The 22,109-nt window shown below is 67.9% G+C and carries 23 protein-coding genes; 11 read left to right on the top strand and 12 right to left on the bottom strand.

The annotated features are described in order from the left end of the window. Positions 1-126: 126 nt before the first annotated feature. Both ACFTWF_RS40295 and ACFTWF_RS40300 read right to left on the bottom strand, forming a co-directional pair. Positions 127-795 carry a L,D-transpeptidase gene (locus ACFTWF_RS40295; protein WP_378466672.1) on the bottom strand — a complete coding sequence of 223 codons (669 nt, stop codon included), beginning with the start codon at positions 793-795 and terminating at the stop codon, positions 127-129. A 52-nt stretch (positions 796-847) separates the two neighbouring features. After that, positions 848-1,657, bottom strand: a complete 810-nt coding sequence (locus ACFTWF_RS40300) for a class I SAM-dependent methyltransferase (protein ID WP_378466673.1) — start codon at positions 1,655-1,657, stop codon at positions 848-850. Between the two features lie 131 nt (positions 1,658-1,788). Here ACFTWF_RS40300 and ACFTWF_RS40305 point away from each other — a divergent pair, with 131 nt between their 5' ends. After that, positions 1,789-3,183, top strand: a complete 1,395-nt coding sequence (locus tag ACFTWF_RS40305; RefSeq protein ID WP_378466674.1) for an acyl-CoA dehydrogenase family protein — start codon at positions 1,789-1,791, stop codon at positions 3,181-3,183. Between the two features lie 12 nt (positions 3,184-3,195). On the opposite strand, the gene ACFTWF_RS40310 is transcribed toward ACFTWF_RS40305, so the two are convergent. The 5 genes from ACFTWF_RS40310 to ACFTWF_RS40330 form a co-directional block, all read right to left on the bottom strand. Beyond that, on the bottom strand, positions 3,196-3,546 hold the full coding sequence (locus ACFTWF_RS40310; protein ID WP_378466675.1) for a hypothetical protein: 351 nt from the start codon (positions 3,544-3,546) through the stop codon (positions 3,196-3,198). A gap of 25 nt (positions 3,547-3,571) precedes the next feature. After that, positions 3,572-4,141 (bottom strand): mismatch-specific DNA-glycosylase, encoded by a 570-nt coding sequence (locus ACFTWF_RS40315; protein WP_378466676.1) that lies wholly within the window; start codon positions 4,139-4,141, stop codon positions 3,572-3,574. Then, a complete protein-coding gene (locus ACFTWF_RS40320; RefSeq protein WP_378466677.1) occupies positions 4,138-5,127 on the bottom strand; it encodes an SDR family NAD(P)-dependent oxidoreductase in 990 nt (329 codons plus the stop codon). The genes ACFTWF_RS40315 and ACFTWF_RS40320 overlap by 4 nt, the downstream gene beginning before the upstream one ends. A gap of 5 nt (positions 5,128-5,132) precedes the next feature. Further along, complete coding sequence (gene htpG / locus ACFTWF_RS40325; protein WP_378466678.1) at positions 5,133-7,061, bottom strand: molecular chaperone HtpG; 1,929 nt, start codon at positions 7,059-7,061, stop codon at positions 5,133-5,135. A gap of 116 nt (positions 7,062-7,177) precedes the next feature. Continuing rightward, positions 7,178-7,390, bottom strand: a complete 213-nt coding sequence (locus ACFTWF_RS40330) for a DUF4287 domain-containing protein (protein WP_378466679.1) — start codon at positions 7,388-7,390, stop codon at positions 7,178-7,180. Positions 7,391-7,649: 259 nt separating this feature from the next. On the opposite strand from ACFTWF_RS40330, the gene ACFTWF_RS40335 reads away from it, so the two are divergent. Then, entirely contained in the window at positions 7,650-9,296 is a 1,647-nt protein-coding gene (locus ACFTWF_RS40335) for an alkaline phosphatase D family protein (protein WP_378466680.1), read from the top strand. Between the two features lie 5 nt (positions 9,297-9,301). On the opposite strand, the gene ACFTWF_RS40340 is transcribed toward ACFTWF_RS40335, so the two are convergent. Next, positions 9,302-9,769 (bottom strand): SRPBCC family protein, encoded by a 468-nt coding sequence (locus tag ACFTWF_RS40340; RefSeq protein ID WP_378466681.1) that lies wholly within the window; start codon positions 9,767-9,769, stop codon positions 9,302-9,304. Between the two features lie 115 nt (positions 9,770-9,884). Between ACFTWF_RS40340 and ACFTWF_RS40345 the strand changes: the two genes are divergently transcribed. Together ACFTWF_RS40345 and ACFTWF_RS40350 are read left to right on the top strand one after the other, a co-directional pair. Then, positions 9,885-11,912, top strand: coding sequence for an elongation factor G (locus ACFTWF_RS40345; RefSeq protein ID WP_378466682.1), 2,028 nt, complete (start codon positions 9,885-9,887; stop codon positions 11,910-11,912). An 85-nt stretch (positions 11,913-11,997) separates the two neighbouring features. After that, positions 11,998-12,408 (top strand): hypothetical protein, encoded by a 411-nt coding sequence (locus tag ACFTWF_RS40350; protein ID WP_378466683.1) that lies wholly within the window; start codon positions 11,998-12,000, stop codon positions 12,406-12,408. A 7-nt stretch (positions 12,409-12,415) separates the two neighbouring features. Here the strand turns inward: ACFTWF_RS40350 and ACFTWF_RS40355 are convergent, their stop codons facing one another. Further along, positions 12,416-13,459, bottom strand: a complete 1,044-nt coding sequence (locus ACFTWF_RS40355; RefSeq protein ID WP_378466684.1) for a LuxR C-terminal-related transcriptional regulator — start codon at positions 13,457-13,459, stop codon at positions 12,416-12,418. A gap of 86 nt (positions 13,460-13,545) precedes the next feature. Here ACFTWF_RS40355 and ACFTWF_RS40360 point away from each other — a divergent pair, with 86 nt between their 5' ends. The 3 genes from ACFTWF_RS40360 to ACFTWF_RS40370 all read left to right on the top strand — a co-directional run bounded on the left by ACFTWF_RS40360 (position 13,546) and on the right by ACFTWF_RS40370 (position 15,346). Continuing rightward, entirely contained in the window at positions 13,546-14,007 is a 462-nt protein-coding gene (locus ACFTWF_RS40360) for a hypothetical protein (RefSeq protein ID WP_378466685.1), read from the top strand. Next, positions 14,004-14,408 (top strand): DUF1304 domain-containing protein, encoded by a 405-nt coding sequence (locus tag ACFTWF_RS40365; RefSeq protein ID WP_378466686.1) that lies wholly within the window; start codon positions 14,004-14,006, stop codon positions 14,406-14,408. Before ACFTWF_RS40360 ends, ACFTWF_RS40365 begins: the two co-directional genes overlap by 4 nt. Positions 14,409-14,476: 68 nt before the next feature. Beyond that, complete coding sequence (locus tag ACFTWF_RS40370) at positions 14,477-15,346, top strand: PE-PPE domain-containing protein (RefSeq protein WP_378466687.1); 870 nt, start codon at positions 14,477-14,479, stop codon at positions 15,344-15,346. A gap of 18 nt (positions 15,347-15,364) precedes the next feature. Here ACFTWF_RS40370 and ACFTWF_RS40375 read toward each other — a convergent pair whose 3' ends face one another. Beyond that, entirely contained in the window at positions 15,365-15,901 is a 537-nt protein-coding gene (locus ACFTWF_RS40375) for a winged helix-turn-helix transcriptional regulator (protein ID WP_378466688.1), read from the bottom strand. 55 nt (positions 15,902-15,956) lie between these two features. Here ACFTWF_RS40375 and ACFTWF_RS40380 point away from each other — a divergent pair, with 55 nt between their 5' ends. The 3 genes from ACFTWF_RS40380 to ACFTWF_RS40390 all read left to right on the top strand — a co-directional run bounded on the left by ACFTWF_RS40380 (position 15,957) and on the right by ACFTWF_RS40390 (position 18,762). Next, positions 15,957-17,357 carry an MFS transporter gene (locus tag ACFTWF_RS40380; RefSeq protein WP_378466689.1) on the top strand — a complete coding sequence of 467 codons (1,401 nt, stop codon included), beginning with the start codon at positions 15,957-15,959 and terminating at the stop codon, positions 17,355-17,357. A 131-nt stretch (positions 17,358-17,488) separates the two neighbouring features. Beyond that, positions 17,489-18,250 (top strand): ParA family protein, encoded by a 762-nt coding sequence (locus tag ACFTWF_RS40385; RefSeq protein WP_378466690.1) that lies wholly within the window; start codon positions 17,489-17,491, stop codon positions 18,248-18,250. Beyond that, on the top strand, positions 18,247-18,762 hold the full coding sequence (locus ACFTWF_RS40390) for a hypothetical protein (protein WP_378466691.1): 516 nt from the start codon (positions 18,247-18,249) through the stop codon (positions 18,760-18,762). The genes ACFTWF_RS40385 and ACFTWF_RS40390 overlap by 4 nt, the downstream gene beginning before the upstream one ends. 94 nt (positions 18,763-18,856) lie before the next feature. Here the strand turns inward: ACFTWF_RS40390 and ychF are convergent, their stop codons facing one another. Further along, a complete protein-coding gene (ychF, locus tag ACFTWF_RS40395; protein WP_185728592.1) occupies positions 18,857-19,936 on the bottom strand; it encodes a redox-regulated ATPase YchF in 1,080 nt (359 codons plus the stop codon). A 47-nt stretch (positions 19,937-19,983) separates the two neighbouring features. Further along, the gene (locus tag ACFTWF_RS40400; RefSeq protein ID WP_378466692.1) at positions 19,984-20,391 is read right to left on the bottom strand and encodes a CD225/dispanin family protein; all 408 of its coding nucleotides are present in this window, start codon (positions 20,389-20,391) and stop codon (positions 19,984-19,986) included. 119 nt (positions 20,392-20,510) lie between these two features. Here ACFTWF_RS40400 and ACFTWF_RS40405 point away from each other — a divergent pair, with 119 nt between their 5' ends. Next, positions 20,511-22,088 carry an FMN-binding glutamate synthase family protein gene (locus tag ACFTWF_RS40405; protein ID WP_378466693.1) on the top strand — a complete coding sequence of 526 codons (1,578 nt, stop codon included), beginning with the start codon at positions 20,511-20,513 and terminating at the stop codon, positions 22,086-22,088. Positions 22,089-22,109 lie beyond the last annotated feature (21 nt).

The following is a 22,109-nucleotide window of genomic DNA, read 5'->3' on the forward strand; positions in this document are numbered from 1 at the left end:
ACTCAACGACCGACCCCGCAAAACCCACGACTGGCATACTCCAACCGAGAAGCTCAACGAACTACTTGATGTTGCGATGACCGCATGAATCCGCCTAGCTGCAGCTACCAGAAAGGCGCACGGGTGCTACGCGCCTACCGCGATCTCGATCACCGGACGCTTCGCCGGGTCGAGCCTCCCGAGGAGGTAGGTCAGCGTGTCGCGGTCGGTGGCAACGCAGCCCTCGGTGGTGGTGCCGTCGGTGACGTGCAGGAACATCGCCGAACCCGCTCCGGGGATCCGGGCGGCGTTGTAGCCGATCGCCACGGCGTAGTCGTACAGCGGACCCGCGTCGTAGAGGTTCTCGCTCATGCCGCCGGGGGTCGCGTCCTGACGGACGTGCGTGTTGTACGTCGGCGAGAGCGGGTTCGAATCCCACCAGTCACGCCGGTCCGATTGGAAGTACGGCATCGCCGTCGCCGGTGCGGGCTGGCGGCCGAACGCCTGCGTCAGAGGAAAGACACCGGCCGGCGTGCGGGTGGAGAACTCGTTGGCCGCGCCGATCCCTTCCGCGCCGAGGTCGGCGGCCACGGGACCGGCGAACACCCGCCATGCACCGTCGGCGCCGCGTTCCCAGCCGGTCAGCCGACCGACCACCGCTCCCGCGGATGGGACGTGCACCGTGACCACCTGCTCGGCGTCACCCGAGAAGGCTGTACCTTCCGGAGCCGCGGAGGCGACCGGAGCGAGCACCATCCCGCTCAGAGCCGTCATCAGTCCCAGCACGCACGATCGACCCAGCCGCAACCTCGTCATGGGCCGAGTGTTCCATCCCCGGGTATTCGTCGCGGGATGTTCGAAGGGGGTCCTACACCCGGCACAGGATCTCGCTGTGCAGGAGCGCGAACCAGCCGTCGTCCTCCCGCACCCACGCACGCCACCCGGCAGCGATGCGCGCGAGGTCGTCCTCGGTGGCGAGTCCGAGTTCGAGCGCCCGTTCGGCGTAGGTGGACCGAAGTGTGCGGTCGGCCCAGGACCCACCCCACCACTCGCGTTCGTCGACGGACGAGAAACACCAGGTGCTCGCGGTGTTCTCGACGTCGCCGAGACCCGCCTCGTGCGCCCAGGCCCGCAGGCGCCGGCCGGCATCCGGTTCGCCGCCGTTCGCCCGGGCGATGTCCTGGTAGAGCACCAGCCACTCGTCGAGTTCGGGTGTCACCGGAAACCAGGTGAAGGTGCCGTAATCCGCGTCACGGGCGGCGACGAGTCCGCCGGGCCTGCACACTCGCTTCATCTCCCGCAGCGCCTGCACCGGATCGCCGACGTGCTGCAGTACCTGGTGTGCATGGACCACGTCGAAACTGTCGTCGGGAAAGTCGAGTGCGTGCGCGTCCGACACGGCGGTCTCGACATTCGCCACCCCGCGTTTCGCGAACTCGTTCCTGGCCAGGGACAGCGCTTCGTCGTTCATCTCGACGGCGGTGACGACTCCGGGGGCGACGACTCTGGCGAGGTCGGCGGTGATGGTGCCGGGTCCGCATCCGACGTCGAGCAACGTCATCCCTTCGCGCAGATGCGGGAGCAGATACGCGGCGGAGTTCTCCGCAGTGCGCCACCGGTGATTGCGCAGTACCGATTCGTCGTGTCCGTGGGTGTAGACCGTGTCCTCGCCGCTCACCCTTCCGACGCTAGCAACACTTGTCACCTAATGGGATGACCATCTCAACTGTCGAGATATGACGATCGCGGCCCGCGGCGGTTCGTGGGTGTTACGTTGGTGCACAGCAACACGGCTACCGAGGGACTGCCATGACTTTCAGCCTCGCTCTCACTCCGGCTCAGCGAGATCTCGTCGAACGGACGCACGCCTTTGCGGAGAACGTGATCCGCCCGGTGGCGGGCGAGCACGATCGCGCGCAGGAGTTTCCGTGGGACGTCCTCGAGAAGGCCGCGCAAGAGGGCTTCTACAGCCCGCTGTTCTACCGCGACCTCATCGGCGACCCGACCGGTCTGTCCCTCCCCCTGTTCATGGAGGAACTGTTCTGGGGTTGCGCCGGCATCGGGCTCGCCGTGGTGATGCCCGCGCTGGCGTTGTCGTCGATCGGGCAGGCCGCGACGCCGGAGCAGATGCTGCGCTGGGCACCCGAATGCTTCGGCGAGCCGGGCAACCTGAAACTCGCCGCCCTGTGCATCTCGGAACCCGAGGGCGGCAGCGACGTCCGCAATCTGCGGACCACCGCGACGCGCGACGGCGACGAGTGGGTGATCGAGGGGCACAAGATGTGGATCGGCAACGGCGGCATCGCCGACGTGCACGTCGTGAACGCGACCGTCGACCCGAATCTGGGCCACCGCGGGCAGGCCCTGTTCGTGGTGCCCGGCGGAACTCCGGGGATCGAACTCGTCCGCAAGCTCGACAAGCTGGGCTGCCGTGCGTCGCACACGGCGGAGCTGAAGTTCCATCAGGTGCGGGTGCCCGCGGACCATCTGCTCGGCGGCGACGAAAAGCTGCAGAACCGAATGCGGAAGGCCCGCGAGGTGCAGGAGGAGGTGGCCACCGGCGCCCCGCGGCGGAAGTCGGCGACGCTCGGCACCTTCGAGCAGACACGTCCGATGGTGGCCGCTCAGGCGCTGGGTATCGCCCGCGCCGCACTCGAGTACGCCACCGAATACGCGAATCGTCGTGAGGCGTTCGGCGGTCCGATCATCGACAACCAGGGCATCGCGTTTCCCCTCGCCGACCTCGCGACACAGATCGACGCCGCGCGGCTGCTCACGTGGCGGGCGTCGTGGATGGCGGCGACCGGCGTGGAATTCCGCCACGGCGAGGGCTCGATGGCGAAACTCGCGGCATCCGAGGTCGCGGTGAAGACCACCGAACGGGCACTGCAGACGATGGGCGGGTGGGGCTACATCAGCGACCACCCCGTCGAGAAGTGGTACCGGGACGCCAAGTTGTACACCATCTTCGAGGGCACCAGCGAGATTCAGCGAATGGTGATCGGGCGCGCTCTCGGCGCCGCGGACGGCGCCCCACCTCTCCACTTCGATCAGCCGACCGAGGGGTCCGCCCTCAACCGGCGGTTCGGCCGGGGCACCTCGGTACGCACGAAGGCCGGCGAGTTCGCGCTGTCCGTGAAAGACCGGATGCCCGAGTCCGTGCAGCGGCTCGCGATGAAAATCCTTGCTCCACCGAAGAAGTGAGCTACGGCGGGATCAGGTCCAGAGTGCGGCCACCAGCACGGTGACGATGCCCAGTCCCCCGACCACATGGACGAGCGTCGGGTTGTCCTGTCCCTTCTTCTGCCTGCCGCGGACGATCTCGGCGAGCGCGACCACCACGAGCGAGAGCACGAGCTTCACGGCGATCTTCACGTGGTTGTAGTCCTTGTCGAGGGCGGACTCGCCGAGCCCGACGAGGATCAGCCCGGTCACGAACTGGAGGCGCGCACCCCACACCATCACCTCGGAGATCCGCGGCGACCCGAGCACGGCGAAGTAGCCCCCGACGAGGGCGGCCATACCGAGCAGATGGCAGACGAAGAGGAGGTTGTAGACGACGGTCATCTCCGCAGCCTAGCGACCTGTCCGGTCAACCGGAGACGATTCCCGCCCGGGTCGCCGCCTCCCGGTACGACGCCGCCAGGGTGGCGACCGTCTCGTGGGCGTTGAGCCCACTGGGATTGGGCACCAGCCACAGTTCCGCGCCCTCGAGATCACTCGGTTGCCTGCCCTTCTTGGCCGCACGCTCCCCGAAAGCCGTGCGATAAGCGGTGATCCCGGCGACGGCGACCACCCGCGGCGCGGTGTCACGGACCACGCCGCGCAGGCGCTCGGCTCCCACGGCCAGTTCCTCGCCAGTCAACTCGTCCGCCTTCGCGGTGGCGCGCGGGGCCAGGTTGGTGATGCCCACGCCTCGTCCGATCAGGTGATCACGATCCTCGTCGGACATGCCGGACGTGGGATCGATCGCCCGCTCGATGATCCCGGCGGCCAGCAGTGCCGGATAGAAGCGGTTGCCCGGCCGCGCGAAATGCGCACCGGTCGCGGCCGTCCACAGTCCTGGGTTGATACCGACGAACAGCAGGCGGCATCCCGGTCCGATGAGATCTGCGACCTCCGCGTCCCGGAACGACTCCAACTCCGCCCGCGTGAAACTCACAGCCGACCCGCGTCCTTCAGCCCCGCGACGGTATCCGCCAGTGTCTCGGCGGAATCGCGGTACTTCACACCCAATTCACGCTCGCTCGGTCCGTCGTCCGTGTCCGGCATCCGCGTGTAGTACTCCATCGCGGCCTCCGAGACGGGTGAGTCGAACGGAATGAACCGGTCGACCGCGTCCACCAGCCTGCCCACCAGACGCAGAGCGGTGTCCGGCACCGGGAGCACACCCATCCGTTTGCCGGTGATCGCGCCGAGCATGTCGGAGATCCCGGCGATCGGAACCCGCGGACCGCCGAGCATGTATCGCCGGGCGCGATGCCCCGGTTCCAGCAGGGCCGCGTGCGCGCTCGCCACCTCCCGGACGTCGACCATGGTCCACGCGGCACTGCGACCGGGGAGAAAGCGCAGACGGACAGCGGCCTCGACGCCCTGGGCTGCTTCACCGAACTGATTGCCGGCGGGCGGACCGACGACCATGCCCGGGTAGGTGATGGCGAGCGGGGCTCCACCGGCCTGCAGGTTGCGCGCGTAGTGCTCGACGCGCGCCTTGCTCCGGCCGTAGGCGTCGGGCGGTCCGCACACCGGCAGTTCCGGGGTGAGCACCCCGACTCCCGGCTGGAACAGGGCGGCGATGCTCGAGACGTACACGATCGGGTCGAGACCCATCTCGACCGCGGTTCCCAGCACGTTCCGCGCGCCGGCGAGGTTGGTCTGCAGCATCTCGTCCGCGCGCCGCGGGTCGACCGCGACCACGGCGGCGGCGTGGATGACGGCGTCGCAGCCGTCCAGCGCACGCCGCACCGATTCCGCGTCCGTGATGTCACCGACGACGTGATCGGACGTGTCGAGTCCGAGCGCCGCCGCACTGGTCACGAGGCGAGCCGGATCCCGGACGAGGAACCGCACCCGGTGGCCGGCGTCCGCCGCCGCCTTCGCGCTCCACGCCCCGATGAAACCCGTTCCCCCCGTGACCAGGACCAGCAAGGGTTCTACACCGTCCTGGCGAGGCGGTTGGCGAGCATCGTGGTGAACCGGGCCGGATCGTCGAGTTCGCCGCCCTCGGCCAGCAACGCCATGCCGTAGAGGAGTTCCGCGGTCTCCCCCAGCGCCGGATCCTCGTCGCGCGCGCCGTGCGCGTCCCGCAGTCCGGTGACGAGCGGGTGGGTCGGGTTCAGCTCGAGAATGCGCTTGGTGGTGGGGACGGGCTGCCCCGACGCGCGGTACATCCGCTCGAGCGCCGGCGACATGCTGAACGCGTCGCCGACGATGCAGGCCGGAGACGTCGTCAGCCGGGACGACAGTCGCACCTCCTTGACCTGCTCGCTCAGCGCGTCGGCCATCCAGGAGAGCAGGCCGGCGAAGTCCTTCTCCTGCTCCTCCCGCTCGGACTCGTGCGCTTTCTTGTCTTCCTCGGTGTCGAGATCGACCTCGCCCTTGGCGATCGACTGGAACGACTTCCCGTCGAACTCCGGAACGGCACCGACCCACATCTCGTCCACCGGGTCGGTCAGCAGCAGCACCTCGAAGCCCTTCGCACGGAACGCCTCCATGTGCGGCGAGCTCTCCAGCAGCTGCCGGGAGTCGCCGGTCGCGTAGAAGATCTGCTCCTGGCCGTCCTTCATCCGTGCCACGTAGTCTTCGAGGGAAGTCAGTTCCTCATCGCTGTGCGTGGACGCGAACGACGAAATGCCCAGGAGCGCATCCCGATTGTCGGCGTCCGACATCAGGCCTTCCTTGACCGCGCGGCCGAACTCCGCCCAGAACGTGCGGTAGTCGTCGGGCCGTTCCGCCTTCAGATCCTTGATCGTGGTGAGGACCTTCTTGGTGAGCCTGCGCCGGATGGCGCGGATCTGCCGGTCCTGCTGGAGGATCTCACGCGACACGTTGAGGGAGAGATCCTGCGCGTCCACGACACCCTTGACGAAGCGGAGGTATTCCGGCATCAGCTGGTCGCAGTCGTCCATGATGAAGACGCGCTTGACGTACAGCTGCACACCCGTCTTGCCGTCCCGCATGAACAGGTCGAACGGCGCGTGCGAGGGGATGAACAGCAGGGCCTGGAACTCGAACGTGCCCTCCGCTCTCATCGGGATGACCTCGAGCGGCTCGTCCCAGGCGTGGGCGATGTGCTTGTAGAACTCCTTGTACTCGTCCTCGGAGACGTCGTCCTTCGAGCGCGCCCACAGCGCCTTCATGGAGTTGATCGTTTCCGAGGTCGTCGTGACCTCGTCCTCGCCGTCGCCCTCCGCGGGGACTCGGCGTTCGACGTCCATCCGGATCGGCCACGCGATGAAGTCGGAGTACCGCTTGACGAGTTCCTTGATCTTCCGTTCCGACGTGTAGTCGTGGAGGTGATCCTCGGCGTCCTCGGGCTTGAGGTGCAGGGTGACGGAACTGCCCTGTGGCGCGTCGTCGACCGCTTCGATCGTGTACGTCGCCTCGCCGCTCGACTCCCAGCGCGTGGCCTCGCTCTCGCCGGCCTTCCGCGTCAGCAAGGTCACCTTGTCGGCGACCATGAAAGTCGAGTAGAAGCCGATGCCGAACTGTCCGATCAATTCCTCGGATGCGGCGGCGTCCTTCGCTTCGCGCAGCTTGCGACGCAGATCCGCCGTGCCGGACTTGGCCAGCGTGCCGATGAGGTCGACGACCTCTTCGTGCGACATGCCGATGCCGTTGTCACGGACGGTGAGTGTGCGGTTCTCCGCGTCGGCCTCGATCTCGATGTGCAGGTCCGACGTATCGACGTCGAGGTCCTTGTTGCGGAACGCTTCGAGCCGCAGCTTGTCCAGCGCGTCCGAGGCGTTGGAGATGAGCTCCCGCAGGAACGAGTCCTTGTTGGAGTACACCGAGTGGATCATGAGGTCCAGGAGCTGGCGGGTCTCCGCCTGGAACTCCAGTTGTTCGATATTCGTGCTCACTTCGATTCCCTTCGACAGCAGAACCCTCGACACCAGATTCGTCGTCGGAATGATAGCCCGCGCCGACAACCCGGATTCCGTGCGGCGACGGGTCCGGGATCTCGGTGCACCCGCCGTCAGCCGGCGGCGTCCTCCTTCAGGGTGTACGCCACCAGTGCGTTGGCATGGCCGTGACCGAGCCCGTGCCCGGACTTCAGCCAGCTCACCAACTCCATGTGCCCGGTCAGCTCGGACGAACGGATGAGCGTCTGCCACTCGCTGATCGGCCGGCCGTACTTCTCCTCGATCGACGGGAAGTACGACGCAGGGCCCTTCACTGGTTCAGCCATGCGCCGGAGACTATCGGCACCCACCGACACGTACTGTCCGACAAGCACCTTCGAGGCGTCGGCACTCGGACGACGGAACCACACCGTCACCGCGCAAGGCGGTCCAGCAAGGATGCATACCGGACGCGGCCGTGCTCAGGGCCATGCCGGACCGACGTGATTGTTCTTCATCGCGCAGAAGCGTCCTCGAAGTCGTGCCGGGATCCGTAGGCTGATCGCATGTATCGGTCACGCGTGAATGTTCCGGCCTGGTGACGTCGTGGCGGAGTTGATTCTGGGGCCGCTGCTCAGGCATGTCGGCACGTCCGATGCGACGGTGTGGGTCGAGACCTCCGAGGCGTGCACCGTGAGGGTGCTCGGCCACGAGGAACGTACGTGGAACGTATCGGGCCACCACTATGCGCTCGTCGGCGTGGAGGGGCTGGAGCCCGGGTCGAGCACGCCGTACGAGGTGACGCTCGACGGCCGCCCGGTGTGGCCGCTGCCGAACGCGGTGCCGTCCCGCATCCGCACCCTCGACGAGGACGACGACACGCTCGTGCTGGCGTTCGGGTCGTGCCGGTTCGCGACGATGTCGTCGACGGAGGACAACCGGCATCTCGGCGCCGACGCCCTGGACGCGTACGCGGTGCGGATGGCGGAACAGTCCCCGGAGCAGTGGCCCGACGCCCTGTTGCTGCTCGGCGATCAGGTGTACGCAGACGAACTGTCCCCGGAGACGGAGGCCCGCGTCGCCGAGATCCACGACGTGAACGAGCCGCCGGGACCACAGGTGCGCAATTTCGAGGAGTACACCTGGCTCTACGCCGAGTCGTGGTCGGACCCGCAGGTGCGGTGGCTGATGTCGACGGTGCCCACGTCCATGATCTTCGACGACCACGACGTCCGGGACGACTGGAACACCTCCCAGTCCTGGCGCGACGAAGTCGAGGCCACCGCGTGGTGGGAGGAGCGCATCGTCGGCGCCCTGTCCTCGTACTGGGTCTACCAGCACCTCGGCAACCTGGCCCCGAGCCATCTCGCCGAAAACGACCTGTACCAACGTGTTCGGAAGCATGGCGGCGACGTCGAACCGATGCTCCGCGAATTCGCGTCCGCCGCCGACGAGGAGGCGGACGGGGCCAAGGGCACGCAATGGTCGTATCGCCGGGACCTCGGGGTCGCGCGGCTCCTCGTCATCGACTCACGGTGCGGTCGCGTCCTCGCCGGCGGTCGCCGCGAGATGGTGTCGGATGCCGAATTCTCGTGGATCGAGCGTGAGACCGAAGGCGACTACGACCATCTGCTCGTCGGAACGTCGCTGCCGTGGTTGCTGCCGCGCGCGCTGCACGACCTGGAATCGTGGGACGAACGCCTCGCCGGCGGATCGCGTGGTCCTCGCGTGGCGGCCCTGGCGGAGAAGATTCGGCGGGGCGCCGACCTGGAGCACTGGGCGGCGTTCCGTGATTCGTTCGACCGCCTCGCCCGCCTCCTCGCCGAGGTCGGACGAGGACGGAAATCCGGCCCCGGCGGCCGGGCGCCGTCCACCATCTCGGTGCTGTCCGGCGACGTCCACCACGCGTACGCCGCGCAGGCCCACTACCCCGAGTCGGTGCAGTCGCGGGTCTATCAGCTGACGTGCTCTCCCCTGCACAACTATGTTCCGGCCGCGATGAAGGTGACGTTCCGGATCTCCTGGCGGCGCGCCACCGAGCGGACGGTGCGTTTCATCCTCGGCCGGGTCTCGCGGGTACCGCCGGTCCCGCTCGACTGGTCCAAGCTCGCCGGACCCTTCTTCGGCGATCAGGTGGCGACCCTCTATCTGAAGGGGCGGTCCGCCCGCCTCGTGATGGAGCAGGCCACCGACGGCGGCGACGGCACACCCCGATTCAGGACCATGACCGATCTGAACTTGGCGACCGAGTAGGACGTCTACCGTTCCTCGGCCGTCGCCTTCAGCCGCGCGAGGCCCTTCTCGAAGTCCTTGCCCACCATCTTGTCCATCGAGAAGAACGCTCCGAGGAGCTTGAAGAATCGGTTGTTCTTTCCGGTCATCTGCCAGCGAACGGTGGTCCCGGCGCTGTTCGGCTCGAGGAGGAACGTCGTGACGTTGTCCGCCTTGAACGGTTTGAGGAACTTCAGGTCCAGCACGACCTTCGAGCCCGGCACCGACTCGGTGATCACCATCGATCCCGCGCCCGCCTTGCGGTTGCCGTCCCACGCGTAGGCGGCGCCGACCCCGGACGCGGGGCCGGTGTACGTGCGCTTCAGGTCCGGATCGACGCCCTCCCACGGCGACCACGACTGCCACTGCCGGAAGTCGTCGAGAAGCGGTTGAACGACCTCGGGGCTCGCATCGATGACGGTGGAACGTTCGACGAGGAACTCGTCCGGTGCCATGTCGGTCTCCGTTCGGGTCTCGGGGGTCTGCGGACAGAAGATAACGCCTCATCGCCGGTGGCGCGCGCGGTATCGTCGGGGACGACCCATAGACAGTGCTGCGGTGGGGGTAGCCGTGACGACCGAGACCGATCTGATCCGCAATATCGCTCTGGTGGGACATCAGGGCAACGGCAAGACGACGCTCGCGGAGGCGATGCTGTACCGCGCCGGAGTGGTCACGCGGCCGGGCCGCGTCGAAAGCGGCAACACGGTGCTCGACACCCAGCCGGAGGAGCACGACCGCACCCAGTCGCTGGCGCTCGGCCTGGCGTCGTTCTCGTGGGGCGACTACCGGATCAACCTGCTCGACCCGCCGGGGTACGCCGATTTCGTGGGCGACGCGACGACCGCGCTCCGCGTCGCCGATGTCGCCGTGTTCGTGATCGACGGCGTCAGCGGTCTGCAGGTGAACGACGAGTTGCTGTGGCAGGCGGCCGGTGAGCGTTCCATCCCGCGCATCTTGTTCGTGAACAAGATGGACAAGGAGCGGGCGTCGTTCGATGCCGTCCTGTCGGGGATCCGCGACCATTTCGGGTCCGGGGTCGAGCCGGTCGACCTGCCGGTGGGCGAGGCATCGGCGTTCACCGGGGTCGCCGACCTGCTCACCGAACACGTCATCCTCTACGACACCGGGTCGGCGAACACGAGCGACGAGCTGCCCGCCGACATCGCGGACCGCGAGCACGAACAGCACGAGCACCTCGTGGAGGACGTGGTCGAGATCGAGGACGATCTGCTCTCGAAGTATCTCGACGGCGAGGACATCTCCGTCGCCGAACTCGAGCACGCCCTCCGCGCGGGTTTCGCCGGGGGCTCGCTGTGGCCGGTGCTGTGCGGGTCCGCCGTCGACGCGATCGCCGTCGACCGGTTGCTCGACTTCGTGTGCCGGATCGCGCCGGCGCCGTCGGAGGCTCCGGGCATCGAAGTGGACGGTGACGGGGTCACCACGGTGACGTGTGACCCGACCGGCGATCCGCTCGCGTACGTCTTCAAGACGCAGACGGACGAATATGTCGGGCAGGTGGCGCTGGTGAAGATCCTGTCCGGCACCGTGCACGCCGACGACGTCCTCGTGAACCAGCGCACCGGCGCGAAGGAGCGTCTGCACAATCTGCTGCGCGTCCTCGGCAGCAAACACACCGCGATCGATACGGCGGAGGCGGGCGACATCGTCGGGGCGATCAAACTCACCGACGTCGCGACGGGTGACACGCTCGCGCCGATCGGTGCCGCGCTGACCGTGCCGGCGATCGAGCACCGACGTCCCGTGTACGGGATCGCGGTGGCCGCCGAAAGCGCGGGCGACGAGGACAAACTCGCGACCGCCCTGGCCGAACTCGTCAGCGACGACCCGACGCTGGAGGTGAGCCGCGACAGCGAAACCCACCAGACGGTGGTCCGGGGCGCCGGCGACGTGCACGTGCAGGTCGCGCTGACCCGGTTGAAGCGCCGGTACGGCATCACGCTCCAGACCGAGCCCGTGAAGATCGCCTATCGCGAGACGCTGCTCGGTCCGGTGGAGACGGAGGGCCGGCACAAGAAGCAGAGCGGCGGGCACGGCCAGTTCGGGGTGGCGACGGTCCGCTTCGAACCGCTCCCCCGGGACGAGGGCTACGACTTCGTCGACGAGACCCGCGGTGGGGTGATTCCCAAGTCGCTCATTCCGGCGGTCGGCAAGGGGATAGCGGAATCGATGGGACGCGGAGGGCGGCACGGGTTTCCGCTCGTCGACCTGCGGGCCACCGTCCTCGACGGCAAGCACCACTCGGTCGACTCCGACGACTTCAGCTTCAGGATGGCGGGGGCGCTCGCCCTTCGCGCCGCCATCGACAAGGTCGGCACACTCGTCCTCGAACCGGTCGACCACGTCGAGGTCACGGTGCCCGCGACACTGCAGGGTGACGTGATGGCCGATCTCGGCCGGCGGCGCGGCCAGATCGAGGGCACTGAACCGGCAGGTGACGGCGAGATCACCGTCATCGCCTCCGTCCCGACGAGCGAGATCACCGACTACCCCGTCGCCCTGCGCTCCATGACGCACGGGCGCGGCCGCCTCGCACTCGAATTCAAGTGTTACCAGGAGCGGCCCGAACCGCGCTGACAGTCGCCTTCCAGCGTGCACGCAGTGTTCTCCCAGCCTCCCGCGGTGTAGTGGTGTCTCACTCACAGAGGGAAGGGCATCGATCATGCGTTCACAATTGGTTCGCGGCCTCGGTGGAGCGGCGATGGCGGTAGGCCTCGCGTGTTCCGTCGTCGCGTGCAGTTCGGGCGAGTCTTCGTCCGGCACTTCGTCGACGGGCACCGGCAGCACGGTCGTGCAGGACGGCACCGCGCCCGCGGCGATGAGCGACGAACTCCAGGCCTGCCTGGAGGAGAACGGCGTGCCCGCGCCACCCGACCAGGCCGCCGGCGGCGCACCGGGCGGAATGGCCCCGCCGAGCGGCGAGATGGCACCGCCCGGTGGCGGCGAGGGTTCCGCCCCGCCGCAGGGGGGCGCGCCGGACGCGTCGGCCGCACCTCCCGGCGTCGACAGCACGACATGGGCGACAGCGCAGGCGGCGTGCTCCTCGCCGGCAACCGGCACCACCGGGTCGTGAGCCGTCGCTAGTTCTCGCGACCGGTCCGCAGCCGTGCGGCGAGTTCCGCGCGGCTGCGGACCCCCGCCTTCGCGTAGACCGATTTCAGGTGGTCCTGGACGGTGTTCACCGTGATCCCGCGGCGGTCCGCGATCTCGGACGTCGCGTAGCCGGCCAGCACGTCCGCACACACGTCTCGTTCGCGGGCCGTCACCGCATAGGCCGCGAGCAGCAGCCCGGTGAGCTCACCGTCGCCCGCAGGTTCGACGGTCACCACCGTCTGCGGTTCGCCGGCTCCGATCAATGCCGTGGCGCGCACCAGAACCCAGCCGCCCTCGGCATCGCGGATCCGCGCCTTGAAGATTCCCGTGCTGCTGGAACGCGCACCGAAGGTCGCGGCCCGCAGCACCAACGCCAGCCTGCCCGGAGCGACTTCGTCGAATCGGTCCTTCCAGCCGTGAGCGGCGGCGGTCAGGGCAACCGGGTCGCCCGCCGCATCCGTGAGCACCACTGCCGGACCCTGATCGCAGGCGCGGGACACCGCCGGGGCGTGCACGGATGCGGACCGAGTCGCGGCCGCCAACCCGGGGGCCGCAAGCGTCAGGAACTCGAGGTCGCGGTCGGTAAAATCCGGCCCGGACCGCACGAATCCGGCTGCGCCCCAGCACACACCGTCGACGCGGAACACCATACGGACCTCGTTGCGCAGCCCCAGCGGCCCCCAGACTGCAGCGTGCCGGAGGCTGTGCGCGACCTCGGCAGCGGGCAGGTCGGAGGCACGGGCGACGGTGCGGCCGCTGCGGGCGAGTTCGGCGAACGTCCCCGGATCGTCGCCGTTGTACTCCGATTCAGCGAGCAGAGGTTCGTACCGCTGCGCGATCCGGCAGCGTCCGCTGGTCATCGAACTGATCGCGAGTGTCTCGGGGTCGAGCATCGCCCAGCACGTCAGGTCGCTGCGCACCGTGTCACCGACCAGTTCGATGGCCCGCTCGTGGAGTTGCGTGACACCGGTGCCCGCTCCCGCGAAGGCGAGCACCTCGCGGCGCAGTTTCCCCGCCCGAACCTCCAGCATGAACACAGTATGCGCTGGTCACAGACGTACCACCATCCCAGATTTCGGGGATGGGCTGCGGCATCGGGCGGTCATAGCGTCGCAGTATGTCCAGCAACGTTCACGTAGTCAGAGCAGGCGACGGCCGGCGCCTCACCGTGCCGGACGCCGACATCACGGTCCTGGTCGGCGGTGGTCGCGCCGGTGGTGCATACGAAGTGTTCCTCGTCGAAGCACCCCGCGGAGCGCCCGGCCGGCTCCACGCCGAGCCGTGGTCCAAGTCGTATCACGTGCTGCGCGGCCGGATCCTCGTCCAGGCCGGCGACACCGGATACGAACTCGAGCCCGGTGAAACCATCGTCATCGAGGCGAGGACGATGAATACGTTCACGGTCCTCTCCGAGGCAGCCGGCTTCCTCCTCGTCGTCGCCGGGACGGCCAACAGCGGTTTCTTCGCCGAACTCGACGCGGTCGGGCACGGCCACGCGCCGGAGGAAGCGGCCCCACTGCTGCGCGACGTCGCCGACAGATACGGCGTCGCACTCGCGACCGGGTCGGGTGCGTCATGATCCTCGTCGGTCAGATCGCCACCCTGGTCGCCGCGGGAGTGCACCTGCTGGCGTTCGTGTGGGAGTCGTTCCTGTTTCGCAGGCCATCGGTGCACGAGGGCATCTTCCGCATTCCGGACAGCGACGTGCATGCCGCCCATCTCTGGGCGTTCAACGTCGGTTTCTACAACTTCTTCCTCGCGGCCGGAGCCGCCGCCGGCGTGGTCCTGTGGTGGGCCGGTCAGGACACTCCGGGCCGCACCCTCGTCATCTACGTATGCACGTTCATGTGCCTGGCGGGCATCGCGCTGGCCGTCTCGGACCGCATGGCACTCAGCCGCCGGCGTGGCGACGGCGTCGTCGGCGCACTGGCCCAAAGTGTGCCTCCGCTGGTCGCACTGATCGCGCTGGCGATCGGGTGACAACCTCGGCCGTTCGATTGCCAGGAACTTCTCAGGATCGACCGAACGGATCCTTACTCCCGGTCGGCATGATGGAAGTCATGCCCCAGGTGACCGTTCTCGCCGTCGGTGGTACCGGAGAATCCCACCCCGACGACCACCGGCGCCACGTGTCCGGACTGCTGCGCGAGGTCACCGACGCCCTCGACGACCGTTTCGCGTCCCGGTGGGTCGGCTATCCGGCGTCGTACGGGCCGGTCGCCGCCGGCGGACTCAGTTACCGTCACAGCATCGAGGTCGGGGTGCGCCGGTTGATCGACGCCATCGACGACGCACCCGGACAGGTCATGCTGGTCGGGTATTCGCAGGGATGCACGGTGATCCGTGAGGTCCTCGGGCAGATCGCCACCGGCGCCCTCCGCGCCGGCAACCTCTGCGCGGTCGGTCTGGTCTCGGACCCCGAGCAACCGGCGGGTGCGGTCCCGGGATGCGGTGGACGGGGTGTCGCCGGCGTGGGGCCCCCGCTTCCCGACACCGTGCCGGTCCAGTGGATCGCGCACCCCGACGACATGATCTGCAATGCCAGCGAAGACAGCTATGTGCGCGACATCGCGGACCTGACCCGGTGGATGTCTTTTCGCACGCGGCGGACGTGGCTCACGCAGACGTGGGAGTTGCTTCGGCACAACAGCTTCCAGAACGCACACAAGACGCGGGTCAGCCCCCGGCAATGGCGCACCGACCTGCGACGTTGCCGGACCGCCGTGAACGAGGTGCTGGGCTACCTGCCGCCGCGCCTGGCCTGGCGCGGCATGCGCATCGTCAATGCGCGGGGCGGTCGGCACATCGCGTACGCCAGCGAACCACTGGACGCGAGCGGGCTCACCGGATGCCAGATCCTCGCCCAATGGCTGCAGGTGCGGGCCACGTTCGAACCGCCCGTGCGCATCGCGGCGTAGGACTCACGCCCGTCAGTCTCACGCCACGGTGCGCGGATGCAGCGGGGTGAGCATCCGGCGGGGCTGACGCAACACCACGGCGACGGCGTCGCTGCGAGGATGCACCGCCTCCCCCGGCCCGGGCGCGACCACCAGGTCTTCCGGCCCCGGGATCGTGCCGCAGTCGGGGCACCGCCCGAAACGGTCGAGCCGGGTGCCGCACTCCGCGTGCGAGAATACCCGGCCGGGGTAGCTGCCGGGCGACGCATACTGCTCACCCCACTGCGAGAGCGCATAGATGCTCGGCCACAGCGCCTTTCCGGCCTCGGTGAGTTCGTACTCGGGATGACCGCCGTCGACCACGCGGACGAGCACTCCGGCGTCGACGAGAGCAGCCAGTCGATCGGTCAGGACGGCGCGGGAGATGTCGAGGTGGGCGAGCAGATCGCTGAAGCGGCGGACGCCGTAGAAGCAGTCGCGGAGCACGAGCATCGTCCACCGCTCACCCACCACTTCGAGGGCGCGAGCGAGGTTGCAGTTCTGCTGTGAGTACCCGGTTCCCAGTGCCACTCCCACATGCTAGCGCAATTCAGTCTTGTCATCAGACCAAAATAGTTCTAAGTTCAGTCTTGTGAACAGACCAACTGCGGTTGCCTCGCCGATCCCCACACGCTCACCCCGCCCGGGGACCACGTTGTCCGTCGCGTCCCTCGGGACGTTCGTCGCGCTCGTCGCGTTCTGCGCCCCGCTCGGCAACATGCCCACAGTCGCCGCAGCACTGTCGGCGGGCCCGGCAGCGCAGACATGGATTCTCAGTTCGATGAGCGTGGGCCTCGCCGCGGTCCTGCTGACCGCGGGCGCGCTCGCCGACGACTACGGACGGCGCCGGGTGTTCCACTGGGGTGCCTGGCTTCTCGCCCTGGGCGCGGTGATCGGCGCGGTCAGTCAGGAACCCGTCCTGTTCATCGTCGGGCGACTGATCCAGGGTGTCGCTGGCGCAGCCCTGATCGCGGCCAGCCTCGGCGCCGTCGCGCACGCCTTCACCACACCGGCGGCCCGCGCGACCGCGAGCGGAATCTGGGGCGCGAGCGTCGGCGCCGGAATCGCCGTCGGCCCCGTGCTCGCGGGCCTCCTCGACCTCGCCGGATGGTGGCGCGGCCTGTACTGGGCGCTCGCCGTCGCGTCTCTCGTGATCGGACAGGTCGCCACCCGTTCGCTGGCGGAGTCACGCTCCGCCGTCCCGAAGCGGATCGACGTGCCGGGCGCGGTCACACTGTGCGCCGCGATGGTCCTGGTGCTCGTCGCACTCGTCGAGGGCAGGCAGGGCAACACCACCGCCACCGTGTTCTGCGGCGTGGGCGCGGCCGTGTTCACGATCGCCTTCGTCGCGGTCGAGCGGCGACGGCCCTACCCGATGCTCGATCTCGCGTTGTTCCGCCGACGCGACTTCCTCGCCGCCACTCTCGCGGCCCTTGCGACCGGGGCCGGCATCATCGGGCTGATGTCGTTCGCGTGCACGTTCCTGGTCAAGACGATGCACGTCAGCACGCTCGCGGCCGCCGGCGTGATCGCGCTGTGGTCGGGCACGAGCGTCGTCGCGTCGCTGCTGGCGCGGAACCTCCCCGCGCGGCTCGCCGGGTCACCGCAACTGGTCATCGGGCTCGCCGGCGTCGGCGTCGCCATGCTCACGATGACGGGCCTCTCCCCCGACTCGTCCCTCCTGCGACTGGTCCCGGGACTACTGCTCGCCGGCGTCGCCAGCGGACTGCTCAACGCCGGCCTCGGACGCCAAGCCGTCGCCGGCGTCCCCGCCGACCAGGGCGGACTCGGCAGCGGCGCCAACAACACCGCCCGCTACCTCGGCTCGTCGATCGGCGTCACCGTAGTCAGCATCATCGCCCTCGACCCGGCAGGCACCGTCGACGGCATGATGTCGGGCTGGAACCACGCCGCCGTCACCACCGGGCTGATCTCGCTCATCGGCGCAGCGCTCGTCGGAGTACTCGTGCGGGGAAACGCGTTGCGACGGTGAAGCGGAACACGGTGCCGGTGTTTCGCGTCACCATGTCGGCTCCCCGGCTGAATCGGCGGGTCACCCACGTGCCGGGGCCAAGTTCAGTATCTTGAGCTAGTCACTATATGTTTCACGAAGGGTAGGCCCATATGACCCGCACCATCGCAGTGGTCAACCATAAAGGTGGCTCCACCAAAACCACGAGCACGGTCAACCTCGCCCAAGCCCTCGTCGAAGCCGGTTACACCGTCCGCGTCGTCGATCTCGACCCACAATGCAACGCCACCACGTGGCTCGGGGCCACACCCGAAGCCGTCGACAACGACGTCCTGTCAGTACTCATGATGGTGGCGAGCATCGAAGAAGCCACCACCATGACCGCGTCCGGGATCCACCTCGTTCCCGGAACCAAGGAGCTCGATTCCGTCGGTCCCTATTTCCTCAAGAAGCCCGGTGCACACGGCATTCTGCGCAAGACCCTCGCCGGCGCCGACGACGTCGACTTCAACCTCCTCGACTGCCCGGGTGACTTCGACCACCTGACCATCAGCGCACTCGTCGCCTCCACCGAAGTGCTCGCCGCCGTCATGACGGGAGCCATGGAACTCGAAGCGCTCATGCGGATCGAGAACTACATCACCCAGCAGGTCGAGCTGCTCAACCCCACTGCACGGCTCAATCACATTCTGTGCGGCCGTGTCGAACTCGGCCAGATCATCGACCAGCAGGTCCTGGCCGCGCTCCGCGAGACCTACCCCGAGCAGACGATGCACACCATCATCCCGAAGTCCGTCCGCGTCAGCGAAAGCTACAGTGCCGAAGAACCCGTCGTCAGGTGGGCACCGTCCTCCTCCGCCGCACGCGCCTACCGCGACGCCGCCCAAGAACTCGTCGAAAGGGACCCCCGATGAGCGCGACTCGTAAAGCCGGACTCGCCAACAACCCCCTCGAACGCCGGCAGCCCCGCACAAGCGCCCACCAGGACGAGACGTACTCGAGAACCCGTCGCAAGGACCTCCTGACGGGTGTGACACGTAAACCTGGACTCGTCAACAACCCCCTCGAACGCCGCAAGCCGCGACTGCCGAACCTCATCGAACAGTGCGCGGACATCGGACAGGACGCAGCCGCCATCGCCGAAACCCAATCCGGGTCGGTGGCCCTCCGCGAGGACAAGAGGACCACCAGACGGGTCGCCGCGGACAAGAGACAGGAATCCGTCTCCATTACCCGCGCCAAGGCCGAGAACGGCAAGAATGCCGTCGCCGCCATCGGCCACATCACTGGCGCCCCCGACAGTTGGACCAACCTCGTCGACGAAGCCCTCACCCACTACCTCACCGTTCTCGAACACAGGTACAACAACGGCGAACCCTTCCCGCCGCGCGGCGCCGAGCTCGCCCGGGGTTCACGCATCACGTAGCGCGCTCAGGAGTAGCCACGACGACATCGAGCGCGACCCACCGGCTCGGCGGTGGGTCGCGGCGGGTACCCGGCTACGGACGATCAGGCCAGTTCTAGACGTTGAAGCGGAACTCCACCACGTCGCCGTCGGCCATGATGTAGTCCTTGCCCTCCATGCGGACCTTGCCCGCGGCCTTGGCGGCGGCCATGGATCCGGCGGCGACGAGGTCGTCGAAGGACACGATCTCGGCCTTGATGAAGCCGCGTTCGAAGTCGGTGTGGATGACGCCGGCGGCCTGGGGGGCGGTGTCGCCCTTGTGGATGGTCCAGGCGCGGGATTCCTTGGGACCTGCGGTGAGGTAGGTCTGCAGGCCGAGGGTGTGGAAGCCGGTGCGGGCGAGGGCGTGCAGTCCGGGCTCGGACTGTCCGATCGAGTCGAGCATCTCCTGCCGGTCCTCTTCGTCCAGCTCGAGCAGCTCCTGCTCGACCTTGGCGTCGAGGAACACGGCATCGGCCGGGGCGACGGAGGCGCGCAGTTCGGCGACCTTCGCCTCGTCGGTGAGCACCGACTCGTCGGCGTTGAACACGTACAGGAACGGCTTGGTGGTGAGCAGGCTCAGCTCGCGCAGCAACGAGAAGTCCAGCTTGTCCTTCGCGCTGAAGAGGGTCTTGCCCTCGTTGAGGATGTCCTGCGCCTTCAGCGCCTCCTCGTGGAGGGGCTTGAGTTCCTTGTTCTTCTTCGCTTCCTTCTCCAGCCGCGGCAGGGCCTTCTCCAGCGTCTGCATGTCGGCGATGACGAGCTCGGTCTCGATCACCTCGATGTCGGATGCCGGGTCGACGCGCCCGTCGACGTGCACGACGTCGTCGTCGTTGAATACGCGAACCACCTGGCAGATCGCGTCGGCCTCGCGGATGTTGGCGAGGAACTTGTTGCCCAGACCGGCGCCCTCGGAGGCGCCCTTCACGATGCCGGCGATGTCGACGAACGACACCGTCGCGGGCAGGATGCGCTCGGAACCGAAGATCCCGGCGAGCGCGGACAGCCGCGGATCGGGCAGTTCGACCAGGCCGACGTTGGGTTCGATGGTCGCGAACGGGTAGTTCGCGGCCAGCACGTCGTTGTTGGTCAGCGCGTTGAACAAGGTGGACTTGCCGACGTTGGGCAGTCCGACGATTCCGAGGGTAAGGCTCACGGTCGTTGGATTCTACGGCGTCGGGGCCGTATCAACGACCATCGCCCTCACCAGCTGTTGGTATTGCTGTTCGCGACGAGGGCGACGATCAGGATGGCGTACCCGATCACGAACACGACGATCAGCGCCACCCAGATCCACAGGGCGATCTTGCCCAGGGCCTTCGCGCGGTCGGACGCGTACTGAGCGCCCTGGTAGTCGCCCATCGCCCACTTCGGGTAGACGTCGTGGACGTGGTTGAACGCGGCGAACGCGAGCGGCCAGAAAAAGAGGACGGCCGCCACCGCCCACCCGGCGTTCGAGGGCGGCAGAGGCGGTGGCCCGTACTGGCCCGGGTAGGGCTGCGACTGCGGCTGTTGCTGCGTCGGGTACTGGTATCCATACGCGCCCGTGTCGCCCGGCTTCGGCGGAACCGGATTGCTCGACGATTCCGGATTGTTCGGTGACTCCGTCATGACATCCCCCGGTCGTGGCAGTTGACCTCGTGCGTCCACTATCCCACCCGTCCCCCATGTGAGTGGGAAAGTGCGCCGGAGTACACGTCGGCACTCACGTGAGGTTCTAGTCTCAGCGAGTGACCCGCTGGTTGATCGTCTTCGCGACAGGGATCCTCGGACTGGGCGCTCTCGCCCTGGCCCTCGGTGTGGCGACCGGGTGGTGGTTCGCCGCGGTCCTCCTTCTCGCGACGGCGGCCCTGGGGACGTGGGATCTGCTGCAACGGCGGCACAGCATTCTGCGGAACTACCCGGTGCTGGGGCACGCGCGGTTCCTGCTCGAGAAGATCCGCCCCGAGATCCAGCAGTACTTCGTCGAATCGTCCACGGATGGAACGCCCTTCGACCGCGACACCCGCGACCTCGTCTACGAGCGCGCCAAGGGCACCCTCGCCGAGGAGCCGTTCGGCACCGAGCGGGACGTGCACGCCGTCGGCTACGAGTTCATGGTCCACTCGTTGCGAGCGAAGATGGCACCGCCGGAGCAGCCCACCGTGCGCCTCGGCGGCCCCGACTGCACACGCCCCTACGACATCGCCCTCCTCAACGTGTCGGCGATGAGTTTCGGCTCACTCTCCGCCAACGCCATCGAAGCGCTCAACGCCGGCGCGGCGCGGGGTGGGTTCGCGCACGACACCGGCGAGGGCGCCATCAGCCCGTACCACCGCAAGCACGGCGGCGACCTGATCTGGGAGATCGCGTCCGGCTACTTCGGCTGCCGCACCGACGACGGCCGCTTCGATCCCGCCAAGTTCGCCGAACACGCAGCACTCGATCAGGTGAAGGCAATCTCGATCAAGCTCTCACAGGGCGCGAAACCCGGGCTCGGCGGCGTGCTTCCCGGGGCGAAGGTGTCGCGCGAAATCGCCGAGACGCGCGGCGTGCCGGTCGGGAAGACGGTGATCTCCCCGCCCGCCCACACCGCGTTCGCCACCCCGAACGAGCTGATCGACTTCATCGTCACCCTGCGAGAGCTGTCCGGCGGCAAACCCGTCGGGTTCAAGCTGTGCGTCGGATCGCGCATCGAGTTCCTCGGCATCTGCAAGGCGATGCTCGAACGCGACATCACCCCGGACTTCGTCATCGTCGACGGGTCGGAGGGCGGAACCGGTGCAGGTCCAGTGGAATTCGAGGACAACATGGGCATGCCCCTCACCGAGGGACTGATGCTGGTACACAACGCGCTGACCGGCACCGGCCTGCGGAACCGCATCAAGATCGGCGCGTCCGGGAAGGTCGCCAGTGCTTCCGACATCGTCAAGAGAATCATCCAGGGAGCCGACTTCACCCTCGCCGCCCGCGCCATGATGTTCGCCGTCGGATGTATCCAGGCCCAGATGTGCCACACCAACCGCTGCCCCGTCGGCGTGACCACCCAGGACCCGGCGCGGACCCGCGCACTCGACGTCCCCGACAAGGCGGCCAGAGTGTTCCGGTTTCAGAAGTCGACGGTGGCCGGCGCCCAGCAGATGGTGGCATCGATGGGTCTGGACAGCTTCGACCAGCTGACCGCGGCGATGCTCAACCGTCGCATCGACGGCGTCACCACCCGCACCTACGCCGAACTGTACGAGTGGCTGATGCCGGGCGAACTGCTCGACGATCCGCCGTCCGATTGGCTCACCGACTGGATCGATGCCGACTCGACTCGCTTCTGACGTCGTTTTTTCGTCGAACGG

The sequence above is a fragment of the Rhodococcus sp. NPDC056960 genome (assembly GCF_042674125.1).
GTDB lineage: Bacteria > Actinomycetota > Actinomycetes > Mycobacteriales > Mycobacteriaceae > Rhodococcus_F.